Annotated in this window: 24 protein-coding genes; 21 read left to right on the plus strand and 3 right to left on the minus strand. The window is 38.1% G+C overall.

The features are described from left to right. Positions 1-29 precede the first annotated feature (29 nt). The 16 genes from RI845_RS01300 (at position 30) to RI845_RS01375 (ending at position 9175) form a co-directional block, all read left to right on the plus strand. Positions 30-416, plus strand: coding sequence for a hypothetical protein (locus RI845_RS01300; protein WP_348387954.1), 387 nt, complete (start codon positions 30-32; stop codon positions 414-416). Continuing rightward, positions 416-793, plus strand: coding sequence for a VanZ family protein (locus tag RI845_RS01305; protein ID WP_348387955.1), 378 nt, complete (start codon positions 416-418; stop codon positions 791-793). Before RI845_RS01300 ends, RI845_RS01305 begins: the two co-directional genes overlap by 1 nt. A gap of 63 nt (positions 794-856) precedes the next feature. Then, positions 857-1291, plus strand: coding sequence for a VOC family protein (locus RI845_RS01310; RefSeq protein WP_348387956.1), 435 nt, complete (start codon positions 857-859; stop codon positions 1289-1291). Between the two features lie 172 nt (positions 1292-1463). Continuing rightward, entirely contained in the window at positions 1464-1904 is a 441-nt protein-coding gene (locus RI845_RS01315; protein WP_348387957.1) for an energy transducer TonB, read from the plus strand. Between the two features lie 31 nt (positions 1905-1935). Then, positions 1936-3045 carry a serine hydrolase domain-containing protein gene (locus RI845_RS01320; protein ID WP_348387958.1) on the plus strand — a complete coding sequence of 370 codons (1110 nt, stop codon included), beginning with the start codon at positions 1936-1938 and terminating at the stop codon, positions 3043-3045. Then, entirely contained in the window at positions 3042-3875 is an 834-nt protein-coding gene (locus RI845_RS01325; RefSeq protein ID WP_348387959.1) for an alpha/beta hydrolase, read from the plus strand. Before RI845_RS01320 ends, RI845_RS01325 begins: the two co-directional genes overlap by 4 nt. Before the next feature lie 80 nt (positions 3876-3955). Continuing rightward, complete coding sequence (locus RI845_RS01330) at positions 3956-4393, plus strand: hypothetical protein (protein ID WP_348387960.1); 438 nt, start codon at positions 3956-3958, stop codon at positions 4391-4393. A gap of 105 nt (positions 4394-4498) precedes the next feature. Further along, positions 4499-5002 (plus strand): GNAT family N-acetyltransferase, encoded by a 504-nt coding sequence (locus RI845_RS01335; RefSeq protein WP_348387961.1) that lies wholly within the window; start codon positions 4499-4501, stop codon positions 5000-5002. Between the two features lie 112 nt (positions 5003-5114). After that, on the plus strand, positions 5115-5306 hold the full coding sequence (locus RI845_RS01340) for a DUF3185 family protein (protein ID WP_348387962.1): 192 nt from the start codon (positions 5115-5117) through the stop codon (positions 5304-5306). A gap of 138 nt (positions 5307-5444) precedes the next feature. Continuing rightward, positions 5445-5861 (plus strand): GFA family protein, encoded by a 417-nt coding sequence (locus tag RI845_RS01345; protein ID WP_348387963.1) that lies wholly within the window; start codon positions 5445-5447, stop codon positions 5859-5861. A 125-nt stretch (positions 5862-5986) separates the two neighbouring features. Next, positions 5987-6259 carry a hypothetical protein gene (locus RI845_RS01350; protein ID WP_348387964.1) on the plus strand — a complete coding sequence of 91 codons (273 nt, stop codon included), beginning with the start codon at positions 5987-5989 and terminating at the stop codon, positions 6257-6259. 57 nt (positions 6260-6316) lie between these two features. Beyond that, positions 6317-6565 carry a hypothetical protein gene (locus tag RI845_RS01355; RefSeq protein WP_348387965.1) on the plus strand — a complete coding sequence of 83 codons (249 nt, stop codon included), beginning with the start codon at positions 6317-6319 and terminating at the stop codon, positions 6563-6565. A 59-nt stretch (positions 6566-6624) separates the two neighbouring features. Further along, positions 6625-7680 carry an acyltransferase family protein gene (locus RI845_RS01360; RefSeq protein ID WP_348387966.1) on the plus strand — a complete coding sequence of 352 codons (1056 nt, stop codon included), beginning with the start codon at positions 6625-6627 and terminating at the stop codon, positions 7678-7680. Between the two features lie 61 nt (positions 7681-7741). Further along, positions 7742-8200, plus strand: a complete 459-nt coding sequence (locus RI845_RS01365; protein ID WP_348387967.1) for a nuclear transport factor 2 family protein — start codon at positions 7742-7744, stop codon at positions 8198-8200. A gap of 83 nt (positions 8201-8283) precedes the next feature. Next, complete coding sequence (locus tag RI845_RS01370; protein ID WP_348387968.1) at positions 8284-8685, plus strand: thiol-disulfide oxidoreductase DCC family protein; 402 nt, start codon at positions 8284-8286, stop codon at positions 8683-8685. A gap of 67 nt (positions 8686-8752) precedes the next feature. After that, positions 8753-9175 carry a nuclear transport factor 2 family protein gene (locus RI845_RS01375; protein ID WP_348387969.1) on the plus strand — a complete coding sequence of 141 codons (423 nt, stop codon included), beginning with the start codon at positions 8753-8755 and terminating at the stop codon, positions 9173-9175. Between the two features lie 15 nt (positions 9176-9190). On the opposite strand, the gene argE is transcribed toward RI845_RS01375, so the two are convergent. Beyond that, positions 9191-10336 carry an acetylornithine deacetylase gene (argE, locus tag RI845_RS01380; protein WP_348387970.1) on the minus strand — a complete coding sequence of 382 codons (1146 nt, stop codon included), beginning with the start codon at positions 10334-10336 and terminating at the stop codon, positions 9191-9193. 239 nt (positions 10337-10575) lie between these two features. Here argE and argC point away from each other — a divergent pair, with 239 nt between their 5' ends. From argC to argH, 5 genes are all read left to right on the plus strand, one after another. Beyond that, positions 10576-11634 carry an N-acetyl-gamma-glutamyl-phosphate reductase gene (argC, locus tag RI845_RS01385; protein ID WP_348387971.1) on the plus strand — a complete coding sequence of 353 codons (1059 nt, stop codon included), beginning with the start codon at positions 10576-10578 and terminating at the stop codon, positions 11632-11634. Then, on the plus strand, positions 11635-12414 hold the full coding sequence (gene argB / locus RI845_RS01390; protein WP_348387972.1) for an acetylglutamate kinase: 780 nt from the start codon (positions 11635-11637) through the stop codon (positions 12412-12414). It begins immediately after the preceding gene. Positions 12415-12452: 38 nt separating this feature from the next. Beyond that, a complete protein-coding gene (locus tag RI845_RS01395) occupies positions 12453-13364 on the plus strand; it encodes an ornithine carbamoyltransferase (protein WP_348387973.1) in 912 nt (303 codons plus the stop codon). A 61-nt stretch (positions 13365-13425) separates the two neighbouring features. Beyond that, the gene (locus tag RI845_RS01400) at positions 13426-14640 is read left to right on the plus strand and encodes an argininosuccinate synthase (RefSeq protein ID WP_348387974.1); all 1215 of its coding nucleotides are present in this window, start codon (positions 13426-13428) and stop codon (positions 14638-14640) included. 1 nt (position 14641) lies between these two features. Continuing rightward, complete coding sequence (gene argH, locus RI845_RS01405) at positions 14642-16528, plus strand: argininosuccinate lyase (protein ID WP_348387975.1); 1887 nt, start codon at positions 14642-14644, stop codon at positions 16526-16528. Between the two features lie 97 nt (positions 16529-16625). Here argH and RI845_RS01410 read toward each other — a convergent pair whose 3' ends face one another. Then, entirely contained in the window at positions 16626-17342 is a 717-nt protein-coding gene (locus RI845_RS01410) for a DUF481 domain-containing protein (protein WP_348387976.1), read from the minus strand. A 27-nt stretch (positions 17343-17369) separates the two neighbouring features. Next, entirely contained in the window at positions 17370-19970 is a 2601-nt protein-coding gene (locus RI845_RS01415) for a penicillin-binding protein 1A (RefSeq protein ID WP_405054071.1), read from the minus strand. Positions 19971-19986: the final 16 nt, after the last annotated feature.

Consider the following 19986-nt stretch of genomic DNA (forward strand, 5'->3'; position numbering starts at 1 on the left):
AATTTCAGCAAAGGATCTGTATCACTAGTATGAATTTGTTTAAAAATATCATCACAAAACCTTTTGAATGGTTTATATCTATTATTGGATATTGCATATTCTCCTGTCTTTACCTGCAAATTGTGATTACTCCGGCTATTATTCTTTCGCTATTAGGGTTAGTCGCTTTTAACTTTCTAGATTACGATTCGGTTATTAATTTGCTTTACGGCTTAGCTGTTGTCGGTTTCATTCTTGGTATTATTTGGGCTGAGCATATCCGTAAAAAATACAGTGTTTTTGGTTTTCTTGGCTATATTTCAGGGCACCCTGAGATTGACGGGTGGCAAAATCATAAAAAAGGTATCGTTTTTCGAAAAGGTAATTTAACAAGAACTTCAAGCGGGCGTTCAAATTCCATGCAAAGGAAATATTAATGAATATATTATTCGCAACTATTAGGACTTATTGGATTGCGATAGCGCTATTTATCCTTGCAGTCATTACCGCCTTATCCCTTTATCCACTGCAAAGTTTACCTTCTGTGCCTGGTAGTGATAAAACTCATCATTTTATTGCCTATGGCGCATTGATGTTCCCTGTAGCGTTACGAAGGCCAAATAATTGGATGTTCATTGGTTTATTTTTTGTATTTTGGGGTGGTGGCATTGAGTTGGTGCAGCCCTACGTTAATCGTTATGGTGAGTGGCTTGATATGGCAGCAAATACTGGAGGTATATTTTTTGGTTTACTTGCAGCCCAATTTATAAATTGGTTTTGGCCTGATAGCCAAAACAAAAGCAGTAAGAACTGAACCATTTGGATATTGAACGTTAATCATAACAAATCCAATAGCTCGTTATATTAAGGAAGAACCATGCAATTAACACCGTTTCATATAGCAATTCAAGTTCGTGATATTGATGAGGCCAGAGACTTCTACGGAGCTAAGATGGGGCTTTCTGAAGGTAGAAGTTCGGAACATTGGATTGATTTTAATATGTTTGGTCACCAATTTGTAACGCACCTTAATTCACAATTGGGTAAAACTGGAAAAATCACCAATATTTCAAATCCAGTAGACGGACATGGAGTTCCAGTTCCTCATTATGGTGTTGTCATGAATTTTGACGATTGGGAGATCTTCGCCAAAAAAGTTAGCACATTCATCGATGATTTTATTATTGAACCTTATGTTCGGTTTAAAGGTGAGCCCGGAGAGCAAGGTACTATGTTTTTTTCAGACCCTTCAGGAAATGCTTTAGAGTTTAAAGCATTTAAAAATATTGAGCAGGAGTTGTTCGCCAAGTAAGTATTGTGTATTAGGCAATCAAGCAGAGTAAAATACGCTTTGTATTTGCTCTGCCGTCGCAATTTCTGTCAACAATTCTTCTTATTAATTGGTCATTATGTATACATCAAAGTTGAGTGTGTTACTTTAGGTCTGAACAAATTAAAATTTTAATAAAAACAAAGGAATGTATATGAAAAATTTAACTTTAGTCGCTTTCGTTCTTGTTACCCTATCAACCGGTAGTTTGGCGAAGAATAAGCATTTTTACGCCGATGTACAGGTTACAGATATAAGCCCAACGAGTGACTTCATTTGGAAACGTGCCAATCAAAATACCCCTAAATATCCAATAGAACTCGCACGTTCTGGAATTAGAGGGTGTGCGGTTCTATCTTTCGATATTTCAGAATCAGGTGAAACTGAGAATGTAGAAATCATTAGCTCAGTACCTAAAAAACACCTTGGTAAGTACTCTCGTAAAATGCTAAAAAAATGGAAATGGGTTCCTGTTTCAGCAGTAGAGTTTACTTCTGAAAAAAGAACTTTAAGGTTGGATTTTTGCATGGGTGAAGAATCAACGGAGCAATCCCAACAAGCGTGTAAACAACAAACACAATTAGCATGTGGCTAATTCAGTAATAAGAATTTAAAGCGGACGATCCATGCTCATAAAACTAGTAACTAAACTCTTGATACTCGTATCTATCAGTAATTTTTGTTTTGCTGAACAAGCTAACTTTGACTCACAAAAAATAGATAAGCACATTCTAAAATATGTCGAAGAAGAAGACTTCAGAGGAGTTGTGTTAGTTGCTAAAGAAGGGAAGGTACTCTTTAAATCTGCATACGGTAATGCAGATGACAGCAACAAAACACTTAATACTGTTAATAATAAATTTTTGATAGGCTCTCTTACAAAATCATTTACTGCTGTTACTGTTATGAAGTTAGTGGATGAAGGTAAATTAAATTTAAATGCTCCATTAGCGACCTATATACCGAAATTAAATACCAATATAAGTAAAAATTTAACGTTACACCTGTTACTTAAACACCAATCTGGACTTCCTCAGCATTTAGAAAGAATAGTTAGTTTCGAAGAAAAGGATGTTTCTTCAGATGAAATCTTAGACATAATTAATACCGCTAGCTTAGCTTTTACTCCAGGAAAACAATATCAATATTCAAATTTAAACTATCACTTAGCCGCCATTGCAATAGAAAACGTAATGGCAAAGACGTACGCAGAAGTTCTTCAAGAGAAAATATTTATCCCCTTAAACATGAAAAATTCAGGTGTGGAGCGTTTAAGTAATATTCCAGCTAATAGGTCAAACGGTTACCGAAAGGGAGTGTTGGGTATAAATAGAGACGAAAATATAGTGTCTTATGCCTTAGGTTCTGGGGATATTTATTCTACAGTTGACGATTTATTAAATTGGGAGCAATCCTTATACAGCAGCAAACTTTTATCAGAAGAAAGTCAAAAACTATTGTTCGCTGGTGAGAGCCAAGAGTTTGGAAATTATGGGTATGGATTTAGGATACAAAAGTATCAGAGAGCAAGTACCGAAAGTAAAGGAACCTTAACAAGGCACGGTGGCTCTATGAATGGGTTTCTGTCGAATTTGCACCGTTATACAGATGACAAACTTACGGTAATTATATTAGCGAATATACGCAGTTTTCCTATCAGAAATTTAACCTTTGAGCTCAAGGAGATAGCATTGGGTTTGGATGTTGGCGATCGCAATAGGAAGAGGTTTGAGTGAAGTTTCGACTGTTTATATTACTGTTAATTAGTACTGGCCAGATGGTCGGTGCTAAAGAGGAGAGTTCTTTTGAAATACCTCGAAGCAGTATCACCAATATTAAAGATCCTGACTCTGGGAGAGTTTACCCTCTTTTTATAAAACTACCTCGTTCTTATAGTTACAATAGCGAAAAATCATATCCCGTTATCTACTTAACTGATGCTTTATATAGTTTTCAAATCGTATCTGGAGCCACTCGATTTCCAATGAATACGGGCAAAATGCAAGAAGCAATAATTGTAGGTATATCATACTCAAAGGGTTCAGGTGGGCATGCAAGTCGAGTTCGTGATTATACTCACATTGAAGACCGAAGCTGGAAGTATCAAACCGGAAAAGCAAAAGAGCATATTAGTTTTATTGAAAAATCAGTTTTCTCTTTCATTGAAAAAAACTACAGAGTAAATGAGTCTAGGACTTTTGTAGGCAATTCACTGGGTGGGCTACTTGGCGCATACATATTGTTTACTAAACCTGATATGTTTAATAACTATATCTTAGGTAGTCCATCGGTGTGGTTTAAAGATCATGACATCCTTAAAATTAAAACAAAACCTAATGTTAATAAACATAAGGTTTTTATTGCTGTTGGAGCTAATGAAACGCTTGAACTAGATTCACCAAAATACGATATGGTAGAAGGTTCAAAGAAACTTGAATTAAAGTTATCGGGTGAGCTATTCCCTAATACAAAAGTAAAATTATTGACTATTCAAGACGCAAACCATGAAACTGCGTTTCCAACAACTGCAATTCAGGGTTTGTATTGGCTGTTTAAAGAATCGTGAAAATAGCGTATCAATAAGCTGTTCAACAAGGGCAATATGTTTATCAATAATGTAAGTTTGTTATCAGCTTTGGAGGGGAAATGAAAAAGGGACTTACGGAAATATTTGAAGTTGATTCGGTATTAAAAACGTTAGCTCTTTGCATACTAACTGTTGGCTCATATTTAATTTATAAGCTGTATCGTTTCTCAAACCAAATCAACCAACATACAGAACTTAAAATATCTAACATTTTTATTTCTATAACCGTTTTTTTATTTACTGTGTCATTAGTTAGTTTAATTTATGGTTTAGTTAACCTTGATGATCTAACCATTTTAAAAAGCTCTATTGGAATTCATATGGTTTCAAGTGTTTTTGATGTAACTTGGATAATTATGGTGCGTAATAGAATTAACTTAATTTCGGGCTCTAACAAAGGTGACAAACTTTGGTTAAATCCGCTTGTTACGTCAATTTTTCATGTTATCTATATGCAACATAAAATCAATCAAGGCTCGGTGAAAAATACAATGTAAAAGGCAATCAAATAGACAAATAACCGTTGGATTTTGCTCTTCCTCGTTATTCCAGCCAACTATTATTTACCAATTAACAAGTCATTATATCTCTAGGAGCTTGAATTGATTATTGCTGAAACAGAAAGATTATGTATCCGTCAAATTACCAATGAGGATGCTAAAAACCTATCAAAAGTGTTAGCTGATCCTGAAGTAATGCGATACTCGACAGTAGGTGTTCATACAGAAAAACAGATTTATGATTATATAGATAATTGTAAAAAACAATATGACTTGACTGGTTATGGACATTGGGCAATTTATAACTGTATCACTGATGAGTTTGTTGGGGTATGCGGCCTCAACAAACATCAAGTGGACTCTGATGATGTTATACATATAAATTATCGTCTTGCTACTGATCAACAAGGTAAAGGCTATGCTGTTGAGTCGACACTTGGCGTTTTAGATTTTGCTAAAAGAATACTAAAAATTAACGCTGTTTACGCACTAATAGAGCCTGAAAATACTAGCTCTGTTAACGTTGTAAATAAAACAGGCTTCCAATTCATTAAATCTTCTGTGTTTCGTGGATTCGCTATAGATATTTATCAAGTGGTTTTATAAGACGAGATATAACAAACTGTTAAATCAAGAAAAATACAGTTAATGTATTTCGCTTAGCAACAATTTTTTTGCCTATCAACTAGGGCGTTATGTATTTATTTCAGGAGTTAGAATGATTAATAAGTTTATTGGGGTTGTACTTATTATTGCAGGTGTAATTATAGCTATGTGGGGCTACGATATTTATGACTCAGCAAGTTCACAGTTTAGTCGAGCATTAAGTGGTGATACCCCTTTAGAAGCTTGGGCAGGTATGGTTGGAGGCGTGATTTCAATTTTAATTGGTATTACTAGGCTAAAGTAATACCAAATTGTTATGGTTAAACAGGTGAAAATCTGTTCAAGTGGAAAAACACATAAGCTCATTTTCTCTGTGCTAAACATTTTAGCATGCATAAATTAGTCACTTATTGGCATTAGGGCTTACACAAAGGAATATTAAATGAATAGAGTCGCACGATGCACTTGTGGCGATTTAAGCATCAAAGTTCAAGGTGAGCCTAAATTATCTTTGGCTTGTAATTGTGTTAATTGCCAAAGAAGAACAGGGTCGGTTTTTGGTGTAAGTGCTTATTTTGATAATAACTCCATCATAGAGAAAACAGGGTGCCCAAGTCATTTTCAAGGAGAAAGTGATAGTGGAAAAAAAATAACGACATCATTTTGCTCAAAATGTGGCTCAACTGTATTTTGGGAGGCCGACTTTTTCCATGGCCTAGTTGGCATAGCCGTTGGGTGTTTCTCAGATCCTGATTTTCCCGAACCATCAACTGCTGCTTGGACTGATTCAAAACATAAGTGGGTAAGTTTTCCTGAATATTGGCATTGTTTGAAAAAGCAGGAGTCAAAAAATGCTTAATAAATGCAAAAACATTCGCCTAACGATGGTTGTCGAACGTTTCTCAATTTTTAAACAACGAATATTTGCCTCTTAGTTGGGCAATTCAGCCCCTTGGCGCTCAATGTAAATAGAAGGCGAAATAAATGAAATTATTTGATAAAGCGAAAGAAATTACCGATAAAGTTACTGAATCAGTAACTTCGTTTAGCAGTGATGAAGTCATTGCCAATACGCTTATTAAGGCGATTGGCAAGCAAGAAAAGGTTAATGCAATTTTAAAAGAAAAAGGCTGTAATTATCGGGTAGCAGATATTGAACTTGGTATGGGGGTTCCTCCATCAGTTACTTTTGGCGTTCGCAGGGTCGATGAACCCAACGCTTCAGAAAAAAATTCAATGGAAATCAGTGAACAATAGAAGTCAGTGCACACGCAACTTAGTTAATTTAAATATTGAATGCCTGGAGATTCATTTATGCGACACAAATCAATAAAGACATTAGGCGTTCTAATCGCTTTTTTTACGGCAGCATTCAGCGTAAACGCTGCTGAATTAACACATGGAGAAGCACAAGCTGCTATTCGTAGCGCAGATTTTGCCTGTAACCATGTGATTAATCTGAAAAGCAGTGGCGACAATACTTGGATGGTGAAATGTAACTCCGGAATATTTAGTATCACGCGCGATAAGAACGGTAAATTTACTGTCAGCCAGGTTGAATAAATGCATATACAGTTTCTTATAACTTGCTTAAGGCTGAAAATGGAATTAGAGGGTAGGCTTTGGAAATAAGGAAGTTAAATACACTTAGAGGTATAGCGGCACTCGTTGTCTTTATTACTCACTTCAGCGACGCCACCAATTGGCTTGACGGCGCTTTAGGAGGTCGAGCAGGTCAATACGGCGTAATGTTATTTTTTATGCTTAGTGGCTTCCTTATGTCTTATCTTTATTTCGATAAAGCATTCACTAAAGTAAATTTACAAACTTACTTTCTTGCCCGTGTAGGCAGGGTTCTGCCGCTGTATTTATTGATTGTATTCTCCTCTTACTTTTTATCACTCACTGGAATGCAAGGGTTGTATGAAATTACCGATATCCACTCCTTAATCGCCCATTTAATGTTTATATATGGTGAAAGTGTGCTCTGGACAATATCGCCAGAAATGCAGTTCTATTTCGCTTTTACTTTATTTTGGTATTTCACCGCCAGCAGAGCAGGGTATATTTATGTATTAGTCGTGGCAGTTCTAATTTTATTATTTTTTACCAACTTTCCGCGTTTGTATGGTGACTTCAGCGGCATTAAATATAATTTCTTTCTTATTCTTCGAAGCCTGCCCTATTTCTTTGTGGGCGTTATTTTCGGCATGCACTATAAATCGTTTAAAGTGCCTGAATACCTCAAGAAGAACTGGTTTATTTTAACTCTTCTTCTGATCCCTTTGATGTTTCCACAATTTTCACCTGTAACATCGGATGCAAAAAATAAAATGTGGCTCAGCTACGAAGTGCTATTAGTGATGAGCACCGTGTTTTTTTGTATTGTGTTTTTGGTGCCGAATAATAATATTCTCCTGGCTAATAAGGTGGGAGATTTTATTGGAAAAATATCATATTCACTGTATCTATTGCACATGCCTATTATTGCTAAAGTGAATGAGTTAACTTTATCCATAGAGCTTAAGCTGTTGGTGTCGATTATTCTTAGTGTTGGAGCTGCTTATCTATCGTATCGATATTTTGAGAAACCTTCAGCTAAATACATTCGAAATATCGCACCTAACAAGTTATTACCGAGCGTAAAACAACGCTGGCTTTTGCTTCGTCGTCGCTAATGTTAGCCAACACTACGCCCGACAAAAGGGTGCTATATGAATCAAGAAATTTGGAGTTTTTATGAGAAATCTAGTGTTAATTTTTAGCCTTTTATTTGCTACAACAGCAGCAGCAAATGAAATTGATCTAAAGAAATTCGCTCACACTTACTTTGATACCATGATCGCAACTCAAGCTCCTGATGCAACGAAAAATGATTTGGAGAACTATTTTGCCTTGCTTACTGACGATGTCGGGCATTCACATTTGCCATGGGTAACCGATGACTCCAGATTGCCTGACGGCAAAGAGGCTATGCGCAAAGGTATGCTATTTTATTTAGGTGCTCATACTGAATATAGTGCAGAGCTGCTTAACGTTTTTACTTTTAATAACTCTGCCATTGCAATTCGCTATAGAAATAGTGCCAAAGGCATTCATCCACAAAACAAACAAGCCATTGCTTATACACAGGTAATGATGGAAGTGTTGGAAATTGAAAATGGCAAAGTTGCTGTCATTCGAAAATACCATGAGTAAATCTACAAAACAGTTGGCTTCGCTTTACATTTAATCAACCTATACTGAACCCATTAACGCGGCATTATATTTTTAGGCAAGTCATGAGTACTCAGCACATTATTATTTTTGATGGCGTTTGTCATTTCTGTAACAGCTCTGTCAATTTCATTATTAAGCGAGATCATAAAAATGTGTTTGTCTTTACGCCAATGCAAAGCAAACCTGCACAAAATTTAATTGCAAAATACCAAGTTGAAAATGTTGGCTTTGATACATTCCTACTAATCAAAAATAATGAATGCTATTACCGTACAGATGCCGCATTAGAAATTACCAAAGACTTATCTGGTCTTTGGTTTTTATTTCGAGTTTTTAAATTGTGTCCCAGGCCTATTCGGGATTATTTCTATCGTTTGTTGGCTAGAAATAGGTATAGTATTTTTGGTAAGACAGATGCTTGTATGATCCCAACAGCAGAAGTTAAAAGTAAGTTTTTGGAATAATAAAAATAAATCAAGCGGTTTCAGCACGACAACATACCGTGTGAAAGTTATCGACAAAAGGTGTTATATGACAGAAGAACAAGAAATTAAATCAACGTTAGAAGATTATGCAAAAGCATATTGTGCTAAAGATATTGACTCATTAATGGCCGTGTTTGAAGACAGCGATGACATTTCTGCAATTGGCACCGGCGCTGATGAACTTTGTGAAGGGAGAGCAGCTGTTAAGGAGCTATTCCTTAGAAACTTTGCAGAAGCTACTGCCTATGAGTTTGAATGGCAGTGGTCAAATATAAATATTTTGAATGATTATGCTGTGGTTGCCATTTCATTGGTTATTCATCTTGAGTATCAAGGAGAAAGATTAGAAATACCAATTAGATGGAGTGTCGCATTAAGAAAAACAGACCGGTGGGTATGGTTGCACCGGCATGCATCGTCACCCGCGGTAAATCAAGATGAAGGACAAGCATACCCGCAAGAGTCGTAATTTTTTTATTCGTATTTAAAAACAATATTTTTGAATAAACTTTAATAGTATTTTTTCTGTCGGTTCAATTTGGTCAAACGCTAAATATTCATTTACCTGGTGCGCTTGGTCGATTGAACCTGGTCCCAACACGATTGTTTGACAACCTAGTTGCTGAATGAAAGGTGCTTCGGTAGCGTAATTAACTGCTTGGCAGCAATGGCCAGAGAATTTTTCTGCAAGTTTTACCAGTTCGCTATTTTCATCCTCAGCAAATGCAGGCGAACTGGCATGCAATTCTTCCATTGACACTCTACCAGGGTAATTTTCGGCAACGTCTTTTAACGCTTCCGATAACCAATGAACCAACTCTTCATCTTTTATGCCGGGTAGGGCCCGTAAATCGATATCTAGATAACAGTCACCACAAATGCGATTAGCACTATCGCCACCTTTAATAGCGCCAAAATTTAACGTTGGCTCAGTTACAGTAAATGCTTCATTAATGTATTTGTCGGCGAGGTCATTTTTTAAGTTCATCAATTTTTCAATGATGAAATACATCACCTCAATGGCGTTAACGCCTTTTTGTGGCATGCTGGAATGGCCTGATTTACCTTTTACCGAAATACGATGCGACATATGACCCTTATGCATGATCACCGGCTGTAAATTGGTTGGCTCACCTATTATTGCTACGTCTGGCTTTGCCAATTGTTGCTCGATAAAAAAACGTGCCCCGGCCATGGTGGTTTCTTCATCGGCTGTCGCTAATACATAGAGTGGTTTGCGCATATCTTTAATAGGCAAGTGTTTACAGGCTTGTAGTATGAACGCAAAAAATCCCTTCATGTCACAGGTGCCTAAACCATAAAATTTGTCAGCTTTATCGGTAATGGTAAAAGGATCACTATCCCAGCCTTTTTCATCAAAAGGTACAGTGTCGCTATGCCCTGATAACAATAAACCGCCTTCACCCTCGCCAAGTTTGGCAAGTAAGTTATATTTTCCTCTACTGTCGGGAACTTGTTGAATATTGATGCTAAACCCTAAATCGGCAAACCAGGTTGCCAGTAATTCAATTACCGTTTGATTGCTTTGATCCCATTTGGTTGAGGTGGCACTAATTGAGGGGCACGCAATCAATTCAGTTAAGGCTTGTTGAAAATTTGGTAAAGGCATAGTTATTCCATATTAAACGTTAAAATACTTATGCTAAAAAGTTGCATAAATAATCAATACTTGTTACTTTCACACTATCAGTGTAATCAAGCAGATGTTTTCTGGCTACTAAATAATTATTTAAGCTGTAACTTTAGGTAATTACTGTGTTTTGAATTGTGTTGGAACGATGAATTTGTTCGCTAGATATACAATTGTTGATTATAATTTAATGAATAGAATTGCAATAAGGTAAGTTTGTGAAAGTAGCAGTTGTAGGTGCTAGCGGTTATGCAGGCGCTGAATTAGTTGAAATATTAACTCAACATAACAAAATTAGTGATTTTCAGGTGTTGGTATCTGAAGGTAGTGCATCAAGTGGTTTACTATTTTCTGATCTATACCCGCGCATGAAATCTGTTTGCGACAAACCTTTGCAACCGTTCTCAAAAAATTGGCTGGATCAAAACTTAGACTTAGATGCTGTATTCTTTGCAACTCCACATGAGTATTCGCAGCAATGGGCATTTGAATTTGTAAATGCGGGAATAAAAGTATTCGATCTTTCTGGCGCATTTCGTTTAAGCGAAGCTAGCGATTACCCTAAATATTATGGTTTTGAGCATAAGCATCAAGATCTACTAAATGCAGCAATTTATGGTTTAGCTGAATTTAACGGTGAAGCGATTAAAAGCGCTAATCTTGTTGCCGTTCCAGGTTGTTATCCAACAGCCAGCTTGTTAGCACTCAAACCAATTACTGCAAATAACTTACAACAAGACAATGGCTTAATTGTTGTTAATGGAATTAGTGGTGTGAGTGGTGCAGGTAGAAAAGCGTCTCTTGCAACCAGCTTTAATGAATTAAGTTTAAAAGCTTACAACATTTTACAGCACCGTCATCAACCAGAAATTAGTCAAGAGTGTGGTCAGCAAGTGATTTTTAACCCACATATTGCACCTTATAAACGTGGCTTGCTGTCAACGGTAACATTAAATTTAAAAAGTGACGTAACTGCTGAGCAGGTAGAGCAAGCGTTTAGCGATGCTTATAGCAATACCCCACTGGTAAGAATAAGCAATGATTGGCCAAAAATTGATGATGTAAGCAGTACTCCTTTTGCCAATGTGAAGTGGCAGTTTGACCAAGAAAAACATGTACTGGTTGCAAGTTGTGCTATCGATAACTTATTAAAAGGTGCGGCTTCGCAAGCAATCCAATGTTTTAACTTAACCTTAGGTTTAGACTCACATTATGGCTTACTGCCTAATTCTATGAGCAACTCTATGACCAATTCTATGAATAAGGGAGATGCTTAAATGAGCACGCCTTTGGTTATTAAGATTGGTGGCGCGATTATGGAATCGCCACAAGCACTTATTGAACTATTCAAAGTAGTTAAAACGCTGCAAGACAATGTACAAGCGATTATTGTTGTGCATGGTGGTGGCTGCGTAGCTGATGAGCTACTTGCCAAAGCCGGCTACACCAGTAAAAAGGTAAATGGTTTACGAGTGAGTGAACCAGAACATATGCCTATAATTACCGGAGCACTCGCGGGCACGGTAAATAAAGCGTTAGTCGCCAGTGCTAATACGGTTGGCTTATCTGCCGTAGGTTTGGCTTTACATGATGGTCAAATGATCAAATGCACACCCGCAGAAGAATTTTTAGGCTGTGTTGGCGTACCAACCCCTAATGATGACGCATTTATTAATGCATTAGTAACAGGTAATAGCGTTGCTATTATTTCATCTATTGGCTGTTTAGATAATGGTCAATTAGTAAACGTTAATGCCGATGATGCCGCAGTTGCTATTAGCCAATTAGTTAATGGCAATCTTATTTTATTAACCGATGTTGCCGGCGTGAAAGGTGCTTCAGGCGAGTATTTAGCAAGCCTCAATCATAAAGATGCCCAACAACTAATCGAACAAGGTGTTATTGATGGCGGTATGATCGCCAAAGTAAACGCCGCCTTTACCGCTGCTACACAATTACGACGAAGTATCGCGGTTGCCAGTTGGAAGACGCCTGAGCAGTTAATCACACTGCAACAAGGGAACGTTTTTGGCACCCGTATTGAACCAAACATATAACACACACGTTAAATACAGATTTAGAAAACAGGATACTTATGTCATTACAACATTTTTTAGCAGACCAACTGCAGGATAAACAACAACTTTTAGAATTGATCGAGCAAGCGATTGATATTAAAAATAACCCAAGTAAATACTCACAAGCATTAGCCGGAAAATCTGTAGTAATGCTTTTTGAAAAGCCATCTTTACGTACACATATCAGCTTTGATATTGGTATTCAAAAACTGGGTGGTCACAGTCTTTATATTGGCCAACAAAATGGCCAATTAGGTGAACGTGAACGCGTTAAAGACGTAGCTAAAAACCTTGCCTGTTGGAGTGACGCTATTGTTGCGCGTGTTTTTAAGCAGCAAGTGCTTGATGAAATGGCTGAACATGCAGGCATTCCTGTCATTAATGCGTTGAGCGATTTATACCATCCGTGTCAAGCATTGGCTGACTACATGGCGCTTACCGAAAACTTTGGTAGTGTTGAAGGTTTAAATATTGCGTACATCGGTGATGGTAACAATGTATCAAATTCATTAATGCTAATGGGCAGTATTTTAGGTGCAAATGTTACGGTAATAACCCCTCCAGGTTATGAACCTGACAATACATTGGTCGCTAAGGCGCAAACGCTTGCAGAACAAAGTGGTGCAACCTTAACTGTGTCGACGGATATTGACGATGCGAACAACCAACAAGTTATTTATACCGATACTTGGATTTCTATGGGTGACAGTACTAAAGTTGATGCAATCCTAGAGAAATTTATGCCTTATCAAATTAATGATCAATTAATGGCTAAAGCAGGCGCGACTGCAGTAATGCATTGTCAGCCGGCTCACTTAGAGCAAGAAATTACCACAAGCGTGTTTGATTCTAAGCAATCAATTGCTTTTCAACAAGCAGAAAACCGTATGTGGGCACAAAATTCAGTATTAGTAAGTTTATTTAAATAAATTTATTTAGAACTTATTAAGCGTAACCAAATTTAAAAATTAAAGAATTGAGAGTAATAACATGAGCAAGAAAATTAAAAAGGTAGTATTAGCGTATTCTGGTGGTTTAGATACTTCGGCGATCATTCCATGGTTAAAAGAAAACTACGAAGGCTGTGAAGTAGTCGCCTTTTGTGCCGATGTTGGTCAAGGCGAAGAAGAGCTTGTTGGTATTCAAGAAAAAGCCATTGCTTCAGGTGCTTCTGAATGTCACGTAGTTGATTTAAAAGAAGAATTTGTTAAAGACTATATCTTCCCTATTGTAAAAACTGGTGCAGTTTATGAAGGCCAGTACTTACTTGGTACGTCAATGGCACGTCCTGTTATTGCTAAAGCGCATGTAGAAGTAGCTTTAAAAGTAGGCGCCGATGCCGTATGTCATGGTTGTACTGGTAAAGGTAATGACCAGGTACGTTTTGAGTCATGTTTTGCCGCGCTTGCCCCACAACTTACGGTTATTGCTCCATGGCGTGAGTGGGACATGGTTTCTCGTGAAGACTTATTAGATTACTTAGCAGAGCGTGATATTCCATGTTCTGCATCATTAACTAAAATATACAGTCGCGATGCTAACGCATGGCATATTTCGCACGAAGGTGGCGAATTAGAAGACCCATGGTGTGAGCCTACTAAAGAAGTTTGGACCATGACTACTGACCCATTAGACGCACCAAATGAACCTGGTTCAGTAATGCTTAGCTTTGATAAAGGTGAGCTAGTGTCTGTCGATGGCAAAGCAATGTCAGCCTATGAGTCTTTAGTTTATCTTAATGAAAAAGCTGGCGCACATGGTGTTGGTCGTATCGATATTGTTGAAAACCGTTTAGTTGGCATGAAGTCTCGCGGTTGTTATGAAACCCCAGGCGGCACAGTGTTAATGGCAGCTTATAAAGGCTTAGAGTCATTAATTCTTGATAAAGAATCGTTGAAATTCCGTGAGTCTGTAGCGTTAGAGTATTCACACGTAATTTATGATGGACGTTGGTTCACTCCTCTGGCTAAAGCACAAATGGCGGCAACCAACTCATTTGCAGAGCAAGTCACTGGTGATGTAGTTGTGAAGCTTTATAAAGGCCAAGCGAATGTAACACAGCGTCGTTCACCAAACAGCTTATACTCAGAAGAGTTTGCGACCTTTGGTGCAGATGATGTGTACGACCAAAAACATGCAGAAGGTTTTATTCGTTTATTCAGCTTATCAAGCCGGATTAACGCGTTAAAACAGCAGGAGAAGTAATATGGCAGCATTATGGGGTGGCCGTTTTAAGTCGGGCAGTAGTGATATTTTTAAAGCATTTAACGATTCTCTACCGTTTGACTATGTCTTGGCTCAACAAGATATTAAAGGTTCTATTGGTTGGTCAAAAGCGATTCAAAAAGCTGGTGTATTAACCATTGAAGAACAACAAAAAATGGAACAAGCGTTACTGGATTTAGCTGCGAAAGTGGAAGCGGGCGAGGTAGATTTTACTGAAGCAACTGCTGAAGATATTCACAGCTGGGTCGAATCAGAGCTTATTGAAGTAATTGGTGATACCGCTCGTAAACTCCATACTGGTCGTAGCCGTAATGATCAAGTGTCTACTGATTTACGTTTATGGTCGCGTGAACAGACCGATGTTATTTTAAATATGCTAAAAAACTGCGTCCAGCAGTTAATTAATTTAGCCGACAATAATAAACAGCACATATTGCCAGGTTATACTCATTTGCAACGTGCACAACCTGTACGTTTTGCCCATTGGTGTATGGCGTATGTAGAAATGCTTAAACGTGATATTTCACGTCTTGAAGATGCTCGTAAACGTCTGAACCAATCGCCTTTAGGTTGTGGTGCCTTAGCGGGTACTACATACCCTATTGATCGGGTTGAGTTAGCTCACTCTTTAGGCTTTGATGGCCCATGCATGAACTCGCTTGATGCAGTATCTGACAGAGATTATGTGTTAGAACTGTTGTTTGCTGCAAGTACTGGCATGATGCATTTGTCGCGTTTTTCAGAAGACTTAATCTTCTTTAACTCTGGTGAAGCTAATTTTATTACTTTAGGCGATCAGGTAACTTCTGGCAGCTCTTTAATGCCACAAAAGAAAAACCCTGATGCGTTAGAGCTGATTCGTGGTAAATGTGGTCGCGTATACGGTTCATTGCAGGCGTTATTAGTAACCTTGAAAGGTTTGCCGCTTGCCTATAACAAAGATATGCAAGAAGACAAACAGGGCTTATTTGATGCGTTAGAGCAATGGTTATCTTGTTTGGTAATGGCTATTGAAGTTGTGAACTCGATTGAGCTGAACAGTGCCGAATGTCAAAAAGCGGCGCGTGGTGGTTATGCTAACGCGACTGAGCTTGCTGATTACTTAGTTGGCAAAGGTGTACCGTTTAGAACTGCGCACGATATTACTGGCTCAGCCGTACTCTATGCCATAAACCAGGGTGAGCCATTAGAAAGCTTACGTTTAGATGAATTTAAACAGTTTTCGCCACTAATTGAAGCCGATGTATATCCGGTGCTTGAACTTGAGTATTTGGTTGATAAACGTAATATTCTTGGTGGTACTGGTATTGAACCTGTGCAAAAAGTCATTGATGATAATCGTCTTCAATTTGGCACCGCTAACTATGTCGTACGAGATGCGAAACTTACCGATTTACGTTCAATTGTTAAGTTAGTGAATTACTGGTCTTCACGCGAAGAAAACTTACCACGTAAAGAAGATGACTTAATTAAGAGTATTCGTGACTTTGCCGTAATTGAAGTGAATGGCCAAGTGTGTGCTTGTGCCGCGCTCTATATTTATAGTACTGGTTTAGCAGAAATTCGCTCACTGGGTGTAAGTATTAATCATCAAGGTAAAGGTTACGGTCAGCAGTTATGTAAATACTTATTAGGCAGAGCTAAAGAAATGGCGCTACTAAAAGTATTTGTGTTAACTCGTAAACCAACGTTCTTTGAAAAGTTAGACTTTATTCCTGGAGATAAAGACACTTTACCAGAGAAAGTTATGAAAGATTGTGACTTATGTCCTAAGCAAGATAATTGTGATGAAGAAGCACTAATGTTTAACTTAAGTGAGCATAACTTACCGCAAATATTAGGTAGTATTGAAATCGTTGAGGCGTAATCAATTAATCCAGATTGAAAATTATAAAAGGGATCTGTTTATCAGATCCCTTTTTCATATATCAATGTTGTTTTCAATGATGTGTACTTTACATTTCTTAGAACGAGTAGGTGACACTAACCACTGTTTCGGTATCAGTATCTTCGATGCCAACAGGCACTTCCTCTGTATGTTTCACGATATAGCTTACTTTCAGTGATACTTGACCTATCACTTGTACTTTGACGGCCGATTCTGAAAGGCTAATGGTATTTTCTTCACCAATCTCGGTACTGAGTAGCTGTACAAACGACGCTGTTGGTGAAAACTGCCATTTAAATAGTGTAGAAAGCCTGTAAATAACTTCTTCTTCATCTTCTGCTATTAATGGATCTTCGACTTTAGCTGAGCGGTAACCAGCACCACCTTCAAGATCCCAGTCCATTTCTTCACTATCGATAATGTTCCAACCAAGACCAACTGTCGCGGTACTCTGAGAATCATAACCACTGAATTTATCTTCATCATAAGAAACACGACCAAAAACGTAATTTTTATCAGTGAAATTATATTCTAAACGGGTATATGCTCCCCAACGTTCCGCACTTTTCTCATCATTGCTTTCAGAGTATAAAGATTCAAAATGAGCGACATACTTCCAAGGCGCACTTTCACGTAATACATGAATTTTACCACTGGTAGTCGTTTCTTCGGTGTTACCAGTAAGGTTGGTATAACCAAAATCGATGTCGCCCGACCAAATTTTTGTTTCTTCTTCAGCAAATGCTGAGCTGCTTGCAAGGGCTATTGCTATACCTAATAGTCTATATTTCATATTTACTCCCTGACTGAAAATGATTTTTTAAAATAATTCTTCTTCTTCGATGGTTGTTTCTTCTTGGTTTTCTATTATTTGCTCAATGTTATCTTTATCAACCCACTCGGTTGGCTCTGTACCTTTAATGAAGTATTCAAACCTAGAACTTTTATCTGTTTTGTTGGTTCGTTTGCCTGTTAACTTATCGATGCGGATTGAAACAATATTATCTGGTTGGGTAAATGCTTCAAATTCATATTTACTTAAGGCAACTTCCATAAATTTAATCCATGAAGGCTGAGCTGCATTTGCCCCTGCTTCACCGCCTGCAGTTTGGTTTCTGCCCAAGTTACTATTTACATTGGTACGGCCTAAATTGCGGGTAGGATCATCAAAACCTATCCAAGAACTTGCCGCTATACGTCGACTGAATCCACTAAACCAAGCATCTTTAGATTCATTCGTTGTACCGGTTTTACCTGCTATATCGCGACGATTTAAAGTTTTAGCTCGCCAACCCGTGCCGCTCCAACCGGTACCTTTTGACCAGTCACCGCCACCGCCCCAAATAACGCCGTTCATTGCTTCTGTAACTAAAAATGCATTTTCGCGACTGATAATTCTTGGCGCTAACGGTGTGGTGATCATTTCTACATCCACCTCGTCACTGGCATCGAAGCTGTTGGCATATTCTGCTTGGGCAACTTCACATTCATAACAAGCCACTTTAGGCTCTGCTTGATAAATAACTTCACCATCAGCATCTTCAATTCGGTCAATAATATAAGGCTCTACCAAATACCCCTGGTTCGCAAACGCTGAAAACCCAGCGACAACCTGCATAGGCGTCATCGAAGCGGAACCTAAAGCAATTGATTCATCTTTTGGTAATGCAGATTGATCAAAACCAAATTTTCCTAAATGTTTAATCAATGTACTTAATTTCATGCCACGTAATAAACGAACCGACATAACATTTTTTGACTTAGCCAAACCTATTCTTACGCGTAGTGGTCCTTCATACACCGCAGGCGAATTTTTTGGACGCCAGGCAAAACCAGAGCGTTTATCCCACTGGTTTATTGGCGCGTCATTTACAATTGTCGCTAACGTATAGCCATTTTCTAACGCCGAAGAATATACAAATGGTTTAATATTTGAGCCCACTTGACGGTTTGCTTGAGTGATGCGGTTGAATTGGCTTTGTTTGAAGCTGTAGCCACCTACGCTCGCTAAAATAGCCCCGGTATCAGGAGAAATAGCAACAATGCCAGCAGAAACATCTGGCAATTGGCTTAAGCGATAGACACCATCAACAGACGTTCGAACATAAATAACATCTCCGCTAGTCAATATTTGCTTTGCAAGTTTTGGTGCTTTCCCCTGAGTTTTATCATCAAGATAAGCTCTAGCCCACGACATACCATCCCAGTCAATAATGGCAGTGTCGCCATTACGAAGTTGGATTTGTGCTTGCTGTTCTTCAACATTGGTAACAACCGCTGCCTTCAAGTCGTTATAAATAGCTACTTTGTTCAAATTGTCGAGAATGTCTTCTGCTTCAGGGGGCTCTGCGCTTATTTCTGTTAATGCTAGTTGGTATGATTCGTAATCATTTTCACTTAAACGTTGTTTGGCACTTGCTAATAAATACACTTTATCTGCTTCACTGAGCCAAAGACGTTTAATAGGTCCTCTATAACCATGACGTTCATCATATGCATATATGTTGCCAATAACAGCGGCTTTCGCAGCGTTTTGCAAATCTGATTGTACAGTAGTGTAGATTTTCAAGCCCTTACCATAAGCGACTTCAGAGCCATACATTTGCAATGCTTTTTTGTTGGCCATTTCAGCAACGTATGGAGCACTTAATTCAATATCTACACCATGTCGTTTAGTATGAATTTCTTCATTATTCGCTTGCTGGTATTCGCTCTCGGTAATGTAACCACTCACTAACATACGTTGCAGGACAGTCGTACGGCGAAATTTAGCTTTATCTGGATTACTGATTGGATTGTAGGTACTTGGTGCTTTTGGTAAACCAGCGATAACTGCGATTTCAGCTAAGGTAAGGTCTTTTAATTCCTTACCGTAATAAACCTGTGCAGCTGCACCTACACCAAACGCACGATGACTTAGCTCAATCTTATTTAAATATAACTCTAAAATTTCATCTTTTGTTAACAGCTTTTCCATATGTAAAGAGATAAAAATTTCTCTTATTTTTCTGATGTAAGTTTGCTCTCGTGTTAAAAAGAAATTTCGTGCTGTTTGCATGGTAATAGTACTGGCGCCACCAGCATCATTACCGGTAATTTGGCCGATAATAGCTCGTGTCATGCCGATTGGGTCTACGCCAAAGTGCTCATAAAAGCGATTGTCTTCGGTTGCTAAAAAGGCATTGATAAGCTGTTGCGGCATATCTTTTAGCTCAACAGGAATACGTCTTTTAGTGCCGAATTGCGAAATGAGTTCACCTTCGCTACTATAGATTTGCATAGGTATTTGTAGCTGAACATCTTTTAGTACCTCCACACTGGGAAGGTCGCTGCGCATGGTTAGGTAAAAACCGCCTATAACCAAGCATACTAGAAGGAACCCGATAACGGATAGTTGCATTAAACGTTTGAAAATTAGCACTAAAAATCAACCATTA

It is taken from the genome of Thalassotalea nanhaiensis (genome assembly GCF_031583575.1).
GTDB classification, from domain to species: Bacteria; Pseudomonadota; Gammaproteobacteria; order Enterobacterales; family Alteromonadaceae; genus Thalassotalea_A; species Thalassotalea_A nanhaiensis.

What these genes read in the sequence shown, in the direction of transcription:
- RI845_RS01300 (WP_348387954.1), top strand. Translation starts at nt 30, where the DNA reads ATGAATTTGTTTAAAAATATCATCACAAAACCTTTTGAATGGTTTATA.
- RI845_RS01305 (WP_348387955.1), top strand. Translation starts at nt 416, where the DNA reads ATGAATATATTATTCGCAACTATTAGGACTTATTGGATTGCGATAGCG.
- RI845_RS01310 (WP_348387956.1), top strand. Translation starts at nt 857, where the DNA reads ATGCAATTAACACCGTTTCATATAGCAATTCAAGTTCGTGATATTGAT.
- RI845_RS01315 (WP_348387957.1), top strand. Translation starts at nt 1,464, where the DNA reads ATGAAAAATTTAACTTTAGTCGCTTTCGTTCTTGTTACCCTATCAACC.
- RI845_RS01320 (WP_348387958.1), top strand. Translation starts at nt 1,936, where the DNA reads ATGCTCATAAAACTAGTAACTAAACTCTTGATACTCGTATCTATCAGT.
- RI845_RS01330 (WP_348387960.1), top strand. Translation starts at nt 3,956, where the DNA reads ATGAAAAAGGGACTTACGGAAATATTTGAAGTTGATTCGGTATTAAAA.
- RI845_RS01340 (WP_348387962.1), top strand. Translation starts at nt 5,115, where the DNA reads ATGATTAATAAGTTTATTGGGGTTGTACTTATTATTGCAGGTGTAATT.
- RI845_RS01345 (WP_348387963.1), top strand. Translation starts at nt 5,445, where the DNA reads ATGAATAGAGTCGCACGATGCACTTGTGGCGATTTAAGCATCAAAGTT.
- RI845_RS01350 (WP_348387964.1), top strand. Translation starts at nt 5,987, where the DNA reads ATGAAATTATTTGATAAAGCGAAAGAAATTACCGATAAAGTTACTGAA.
- RI845_RS01355 (WP_348387965.1), top strand. Translation starts at nt 6,317, where the DNA reads ATGCGACACAAATCAATAAAGACATTAGGCGTTCTAATCGCTTTTTTT.
- RI845_RS01365 (WP_348387967.1), top strand. Translation starts at nt 7,742, where the DNA reads ATGAGAAATCTAGTGTTAATTTTTAGCCTTTTATTTGCTACAACAGCA.
- RI845_RS01370 (WP_348387968.1), top strand. Translation starts at nt 8,284, where the DNA reads ATGAGTACTCAGCACATTATTATTTTTGATGGCGTTTGTCATTTCTGT.
- RI845_RS01375 (WP_348387969.1), top strand. Translation starts at nt 8,753, where the DNA reads ATGACAGAAGAACAAGAAATTAAATCAACGTTAGAAGATTATGCAAAA.
- argE (WP_348387970.1), bottom strand. Translation starts at nt 10,336, where the DNA reads ATGCCTTTACCAAATTTTCAACAAGCCTTAACTGAATTGATTGCGTGC.
- argB (WP_348387972.1), top strand. Translation starts at nt 11,635, where the DNA reads ATGAGCACGCCTTTGGTTATTAAGATTGGTGGCGCGATTATGGAATCG.
- RI845_RS01395 (WP_348387973.1), top strand. Translation starts at nt 12,453, where the DNA reads ATGTCATTACAACATTTTTTAGCAGACCAACTGCAGGATAAACAACAA.
- RI845_RS01400 (WP_348387974.1), top strand. Translation starts at nt 13,426, where the DNA reads ATGAGCAAGAAAATTAAAAAGGTAGTATTAGCGTATTCTGGTGGTTTA.
- argH (WP_348387975.1), top strand. Translation starts at nt 14,642, where the DNA reads ATGGCAGCATTATGGGGTGGCCGTTTTAAGTCGGGCAGTAGTGATATT.
- RI845_RS01410 (WP_348387976.1), bottom strand. Translation starts at nt 17,342, where the DNA reads ATGAAATATAGACTATTAGGTATAGCAATAGCCCTTGCAAGCAGCTCA.